Annotated in this window: 9 protein-coding genes and 2 tRNA genes; 2 read left to right on the top strand and 9 right to left on the bottom strand. The window is 27.8% G+C overall.

Annotation, left to right across the window (positions count from 1 at the left end; translation table 11 throughout):
* Positions 1-504 precede the first annotated feature (504 nt).
* The 5 genes from FGQ49_RS09865 to FGQ49_RS09850 all read right to left on the bottom strand — a co-directional run bounded on the left by FGQ49_RS09865 (position 505) and on the right by FGQ49_RS09850 (position 2,522).
* Entirely contained in the window at positions 505-795 is a 291-nt protein-coding gene (locus FGQ49_RS09865) for a hypothetical protein (protein WP_138269701.1), read from the bottom strand.
* 72 nt (positions 796-867) lie between these two features.
* The gene (locus FGQ49_RS09860; protein ID WP_138269700.1) at positions 868-1,263 is read right to left on the bottom strand and encodes a hypothetical protein; all 396 of its coding nucleotides are present in this window, start codon (positions 1,261-1,263) and stop codon (positions 868-870) included.
* A gap of 3 nt (positions 1,264-1,266) precedes the next feature.
* Entirely contained in the window at positions 1,267-1,647 is a 381-nt protein-coding gene (locus tag FGQ49_RS09855) for a hypothetical protein (RefSeq protein ID WP_138269699.1), read from the bottom strand.
* 162 nt (positions 1,648-1,809) lie between these two features.
* Positions 1,810-1,977, bottom strand: a complete 168-nt coding sequence (locus tag FGQ49_RS10450) for a hypothetical protein (protein WP_171020680.1) — start codon at positions 1,975-1,977, stop codon at positions 1,810-1,812.
* Positions 1,978-2,105: 128 nt separating this feature from the next.
* The gene (locus tag FGQ49_RS09850; RefSeq protein WP_138269698.1) at positions 2,106-2,522 is read right to left on the bottom strand and encodes a sigma factor-like helix-turn-helix DNA-binding protein; all 417 of its coding nucleotides are present in this window, start codon (positions 2,520-2,522) and stop codon (positions 2,106-2,108) included.
* Positions 2,523-2,766: 244 nt separating this feature from the next.
* On the opposite strand from FGQ49_RS09850, the gene FGQ49_RS09845 reads away from it, so the two are divergent.
* Both FGQ49_RS09845 and FGQ49_RS09840 read left to right on the top strand, forming a co-directional pair.
* Positions 2,767-2,842: transfer RNA gene (locus tag FGQ49_RS09845), tRNA-Thr, on the top strand.
* Between the two features lie 267 nt (positions 2,843-3,109).
* A tRNA-Thr gene (locus FGQ49_RS09840) sits at positions 3,110-3,185 on the top strand.
* A 71-nt stretch (positions 3,186-3,256) separates the two neighbouring features.
* Here the strand turns inward: FGQ49_RS09840 and FGQ49_RS09835 are convergent.
* From FGQ49_RS09835 to FGQ49_RS10445, 4 genes are all read right to left on the bottom strand, one after another.
* Entirely contained in the window at positions 3,257-4,378 is a 1,122-nt protein-coding gene (locus FGQ49_RS09835; RefSeq protein ID WP_138269697.1) for a glycerate kinase family protein, read from the bottom strand.
* A 42-nt stretch (positions 4,379-4,420) separates the two neighbouring features.
* Positions 4,421-4,774, bottom strand: a complete 354-nt coding sequence (locus FGQ49_RS09830; protein WP_138269696.1) for a hypothetical protein — start codon at positions 4,772-4,774, stop codon at positions 4,421-4,423.
* 106 nt (positions 4,775-4,880) lie between these two features.
* Entirely contained in the window at positions 4,881-6,251 is a 1,371-nt protein-coding gene (gene argH / locus FGQ49_RS09825; RefSeq protein ID WP_138269695.1) for an argininosuccinate lyase, read from the bottom strand.
* 94 nt (positions 6,252-6,345) lie between these two features.
* On the bottom strand, positions 6,346-6,584 hold a 239-nt coding region (locus FGQ49_RS10445; protein ID WP_171020679.1), incomplete at its 5' end, for a hypothetical protein.

Below are 6,584 nucleotides of genomic sequence, written 5' to 3'. Positions count from 1 at the left end.
ATATAAATACAAATATCAAACTATTAGATTATGCCTCTATTTTTGAATACCTAAATATTAAGCTAAACAAAAATCAAATAAAATACATCAAAAGATATAATAACTAAAAAAGAAAGCTATATTATTTAGCTTTCTTTTCAAATTCATTATTAAACATAGTAACATAAGCACTGAAAATCTCTTCATTATTTTTAATTTCTTCTTCTTTGTTTTCATTAAATATCTCAAAAGGCTTACCTGGATATTTATTATTATCTCCTAAAACACTTGCAATAGCATGAGATATATAAATACCATTTATCCATGAACTAAAATTGATTTTTTCAATTTCATTTTTTTTCTTTATTTCATATGCTTTAACAAAAAATGTAACTTCCTTAGGAGTAAGCTTCCAAAATAAATTATAATCAATTCCAATGGCAAGTGCATTAACGAGATATTCTTCCTCAATATAATCCTTTAAAGATTTTATATTAGATTTTTCTTCTTTTCTTTTTATACCTGTTAAGCTTCCTTCTTCGCTGTCTTGTTGAGAGCTTGAAAAAAACCGCTTTGTTCTACTGCATTATTAATCTCTTGTAGTATTTCATCAAGAGAACCTCCATTTTCAAGATGTGCTTCCAATTCGCTTCCCGCTTTTTCAAAATCACCATTCATACATAGTGCTAAAAAACCTCTTACAGTAGATAAAATCATTTTATCCATATTAGTTAAAGCAATCCCCATATCTTCCAATTTACAAATTGCATTAAAATTCAAATCAGGTATTGTATATGTTTTATTGTTAATAATCATTTTGTTTTTTCCTTTCAAAATATTTTATAAAATACTTTTTTATAGAGGAGTTTCCTCCTCTATATTTATTATCTACGCAATGCTTTTTGAAATTTTTGAACTTGGTAAAACAACAACTTTCATATCTACTGCAACATTTAAACCAGCACCTACGATTAATGCGTTATGTTTACCTGTGAAAGAATATTCTGTTTCACCAAAGTTAATTTTATATGTTAATTCTTCACCTTCTGCGCCAACTAATTGTTCAAAAACATTTGCATCATAATTTGCAACAAATTCCATAGCAGCCATACCTTTAATACCAGGGATGAATTTTTGTGAATCATCTGATAAGCAAGTTACTTCAATTGCTGCCGGTGCAGCTCCTAAATCAGGGAATGATTTAATCGCTACATCAATATTGATAGGTTCTTCTCCTTTTGTTCCTGTAATATTTAATTTTGTTCCTTGTGTACTAATTGCCATTTTTTAAATCTCCTTTTCTTTTTCTTTTGTTTGTTTTATTAAGTCAACTATTGCTTTTGCCAAATCTGGCTTTTCATTTTCTTTGCAGGTCATTTTTGGAATTATTGTTTCATATTGTTTTTTTAATATTCCACCTTCCACAAATGTCTCCTTTACCTGTAAGTTAATCAGAGCTTTTTCATAGGATTGTTTAATATTTTTTATATCATTTAGTAAAAGATTTTTCTCATTCTCTTTTTTCTTTAATTCTTCTTTCAAAAGTAAAATATCTTTTTTATTTTGCTTATATTTTTCATTTACTTCATCAAACCTGAATTTTGGAATCATAAGAACTTTTCTTTGAATAGGATTTTCTTTTACTGTCACAATCGTTTCTTCAAACATAAACAAATCATCTCCTTTCTGTTGTTTTCGCTGACATTCAGCGTAATTCATTTCCTTAAAATATCTAAGAAAAAGTTTTATATAAAAAGTATGAAATAAATAACATTAAAAACTATTTCTATATATAACTGCCTTTATTTTTTATTTATTCATACTTTTAAACTAATTAATTACTTTTTTTAGATAAGCCGTAGTCTCTTTTCTTTCTCCGCCACTGCTATGATACAAATTTGTTGTAATATCTATTATTTCAAACCCTTCATTCATAGCCTCTTCAAGCTTTGACTCCATATAAAATGGATCGCCTGAAATACATTTAATCTCAACCATAACTATCCTCCTTTTCTGACAATACAAGCAATCGTTTAATTTAAAAATTTGCAACATATAAAATCTACTTTGAAATATACGATTATTTAATTGTCAAATATTTCTCTTTCATATCTTTAAGGAAATTTTTATATATTTAAGTACCTTGTTTGATAAAAATTTCTAAGTTTTTTTATAATATTATTTTTTCGTTTATTTATTGCCTTTTGAGACAAATTAAAAAGAAGACTTATTTCCTTTTCTGTCTTATTTTCAAAATAATACAGATAAACAAGTCTTCTTTCATCTTTGCTTAAATCTTTAAGTATTAAATTCAATTTTTCTATTTCTAATTTTTTTATTATTTCGTCTTCACACTGAATATACATACCCTGATTATATTCAAACTGTATCCCATTTTCCTTCATATTTTCATATGAATACTCTTTGTCTTTCGCTTTTTTATAAAGATATCGTTCATGTTCTCTTTCTTTGTAGTAAGCTTTATAAACTTCGTCGCTTACATCAATGCGCTTTTTATTAACTAGTAAAGTTTTATTTTTCATCCCTTCTCCTTCCCAACAAAAAAGAGCCAAAGCAAATTAACTTTGACTCTTTTATTTGAATGATTAATATATAACAGCTGCTATTTATAATTTTTTACGATATCATTATACCATGTTTTCCCAAAAATTTTGTCCCAACTTTTTACAAGATTTTTAAACTATATTTAAAATAAAACATAAAAATAAATAAAATAAAAAAAACAGTTGACAAAAGCAAAATAATTTAGTATATTATATAGGCGGTGCTGATGTGGCTCAATCGGTAGAGCAGCTGATTTGTAATCAGCAGGTTGTAGGTTCAAGTCCTATCATCAGCTCCATTTTTATGCCTTTTAACTCTGAGTATTCAGAGTTTTTTTATTTACTTTTTATATAATAATTGTTATCTTTTTATCTCTATTGCAAATATTTAATACCAATTAATAACTTTAATAGTATTTTAAAAATAAATATTAAAAAACTTACATATAGTAAAATAATATTAATAATTGTATCTAAAAATTTTTAATTAATTATAAAAATATATTGAAGTTTAAGAATAAAATAGTTGACAAAACATAAATAATTTAGTATATTATATGAGCGGTGCTGATGTGGCTCAATCGGTAGAGCAGCTGATTTGTAATCAGCAGGTTGTAGGTTCAAGTCCTATCATCAGCTCCATTTTTATGAAATTTAAACTCTGATTTTTCAGAGTTTTTTTTATACAAAAAAAAAGCAGGCTAAAACCTGCTTTAAACTATCACTTTAAAAATTTGTCTTGCTGTATTTTTTAAATTTTTATACGCAGTATCTTTTTTAGTTAGTTCTTCCAGTTCCATAGGTTTATGAATTATTGAAAAATATCCATCAATAAACTCACTGTCAAGCTTATCTTCACTTTCGACACTACCTGCAAGCAGTATTGTTTTCACATTATATTCCTTTGCCATTATACAAAGACTAACCGCAGCTTTACCCATAAAAGATTGTCTATCAAATTTACCTTCCCCTGTTATAACATAATCACAATCTTTTATCTCTTCTTTTATCTTTGAATAATCTAAAACAGCATCTACTCCGGAAATAATTTTACCCCCAAGAAATGCCATAAAAGCAAACCCGATTCCTCCGGCAGCACCGGCACCTTCTTTATTGCTGTAATCTATTCCCCATTTATCATATGTTTCCTTTGCAAGTCTTTTAAGGCTGTAATCTAAATCAAATGCCATTTTTTCATCAGCACCTTTTTGAATAGAATAAACCATACTTGCACCCTCTTCTCCACAAAGTGGATTTTTAACATCAGAAGCCACAACGAATTTACATTCTTTTATTTCTTCCATAGCTCTGCTTTCATCAATATAATGAAGTCTATTTAGTTTACCACCACCGGCAGGAATTAAATTATTAAATTCATCATAAAATCTATATCCTAAGGCTTTTAACATGCCACATCCGCCGTCATTTGTAGCACTTCCACCAATAAATACTACAAAATTTCTAATACCTCTGCGAATAGCATCTCTAATCATTTCCCCAACCCCGAAAGACGAAGTAATCATAGGGTCTCTTTCGCTTTCAGGTATCAAATCAAGTCCAGAACATTTTGCCATTTCAATAAAAGCAGTATCATCCATAATCTCATAATAACTATCAATTATTTCTCCCAAAGGATTATGGACTTTTAAATCAATCCTTTCTCCGTTAATATCCTCCATAACAGACTCTATACTGCCTTCGCCTCCGTCAGCAAAAGACTTAACAACAACATCTATATTTTCATCAACACTAAGTATCCCCTCTTTTACGGCATTCCCTGCTTCAAGAGAAGATAGACTTTCCTTAAAGGAATCCATTGCAACCAATATTTTCATAACTTATTCTCCATATAAAAAATTTTATATAATAATCTTTTTTTAATTGTCAAGTTCTTTTGTAATTTTCCTCTTTTGTATATATCTTACTATTCCAAAAATAATATATAAAAACAAAGACGGTAATATCAATAACATACCTATAGTTCCTATAAACTCTATAATATCATAATCAGAATCAATAGCAAAAAACATAGTCATAAATGAAATTAAAAATACCATACCTGAAATATTTTGAATTGTCTTATATCTGATATACCGTTTAGTTAATAATTCTGCATATGTAATATTATTGTCGTTTTTATTTATTACCTTTCTTTCTTTTAAAGAAAATCCACACTCACTGCAACAATCATTTCTCCTGTTATTATCATAACCACATTTTGGGCAAATCATTTTATTACCTCAAATACAAATATTATATAATTTTATATAATTATAAATCAAAATAAAAAACTTTTCCATAATATTAGAAATAAAAAAGACAACATCACGTTGTCTTTTATTTTATTTCATCAAGTATTTTTTCTATGTATTTTTTAACTATATCTTCTTTCGGAGATGCTGTCATATTCTTTTTGTTTATTCCCGTTGTAACATGAAGTACTTCGTAAATATCATCTTCAAAAAGCTCATTTTGTTCTCTAAATTCATCTAAGGTTAAATCTTGAAGGAATTTATTTTCTCTTACACATTTTCCAACTAAATTACCAACCACAAAATGCGCATCTCTAAATGGACATCCTTTTTTAACTAAATATTCCGCAACATCTGTTGCATTCATAAAGCTGTTTACACAAGCATCTTTTAATACATCTTTATTTACGGTTATTGTATCAATCATTCCAGTAAATATGCTTAAACATTGTTTTACTGTATCTACACTGTCAAAAGTTGATTCTTTATCTTCTTGCATATCTTTGTTATAAGCAAGAGGAAGACCTTTCATAACTGTTAACATCGCCATTAAATTACCATAAACCCTGCCTGTTTTACCTCTTATAAGCTCTGCAACATCAGGGTTTTTCTTTTGAGGCATCATTGATGAACCTGTAGAATATTTATCTGAAACAGTAATAAATTTAAACTCATCACTAGCCCAGTAAATAATCTCTTCGTTAAAACGAGATAAATGCATCATTATTATAGCCAAATCATCTAAAAGCTCAATTACATAATCTCTGTCAGATACAGTATCAAGAGAATTTAAAGTAATGCTGTCAAAATCAAGTAAACTTGCAACATAATCCCTATCGATATCAAATGTAGAACAAGCAAGTGCACCTGCCCCAAGAGGCATAACGTTTGTTCTTTTGTATGCATCTTTAAGTCTATCCATATCTCTTCTAAACATTTCTACATAAGCACAAAGATGATGCGCAAATGTAACTGTTTGAGCTCTTTGCATATGTGTATATCCGGGCATTATTGTTTTTGTATTATCTTTTGCAATTTCAAGTAATGTAAAAATAAGATTTTTCACAAGCCCCATAACTTCCATTATTTCAGCTTTAACATACATCTTCATATCAAGAGCCACTTGATCGTTACGACTTCTGCAAGTGTGAATTCTCTTTGCACTATCCCCTATTCTGTCAGTTAAGATACTTTCAACAGCCATGTGAATATCTTCATATTCTTCATTAAAAGTAACTTTTCCCTCGTCTATGTCTTTCATTAAATTTTCTAAAGCTTCAACAAGCTTAATTTCATCTTCTTTTGTAATTATACCTTGTTTGCTAAGCATTTTTACATGAGCTATACTTCCTTTAATATCATATTTATATAACACTTTATCAAAATGAAGAGAGTTATTAAAAATATCAACTTCTTTTGCATTTTGCTCAGCAAATCTTCCTGACCACATTTTCATAACAATTACTCCTAAACATAACTTTTCAAATTTTCACTATTTATTACAATAACATATTATTTAATATATGACAATAACAATATTATACATGATTTTACAAAATTTCTGTAACTCCCAAGAAAATCAAAACTTCACTTTTTCCGTTATTAAAATATTTACAAGCAACAAGAGAATCTTTCTTTAAATTCTCATCATAAACAGAATCTTTCAATAAAGATAAAATATAAATATTTTCTTTTTTTATATAATCAAAAGATCTTGCCCAAATTTTTTCAACATAACCTTCTTTATAAGGTATAACTATATTTATATCATCTGGAAAAATTCTGCTTC

Origin of the sequence: Anaerofustis stercorihominis (genome assembly GCF_005844425.1) — a bacterium.
GTDB classification, from domain to species: Bacteria; Bacillota; Clostridia; order Eubacteriales; family Anaerofustaceae; genus Anaerofustis; species Anaerofustis butyriciformans.
Note: the sequence above shows the minus strand (reverse complement) of the source record. Positions and strands in the feature narration are given on the sequence as shown.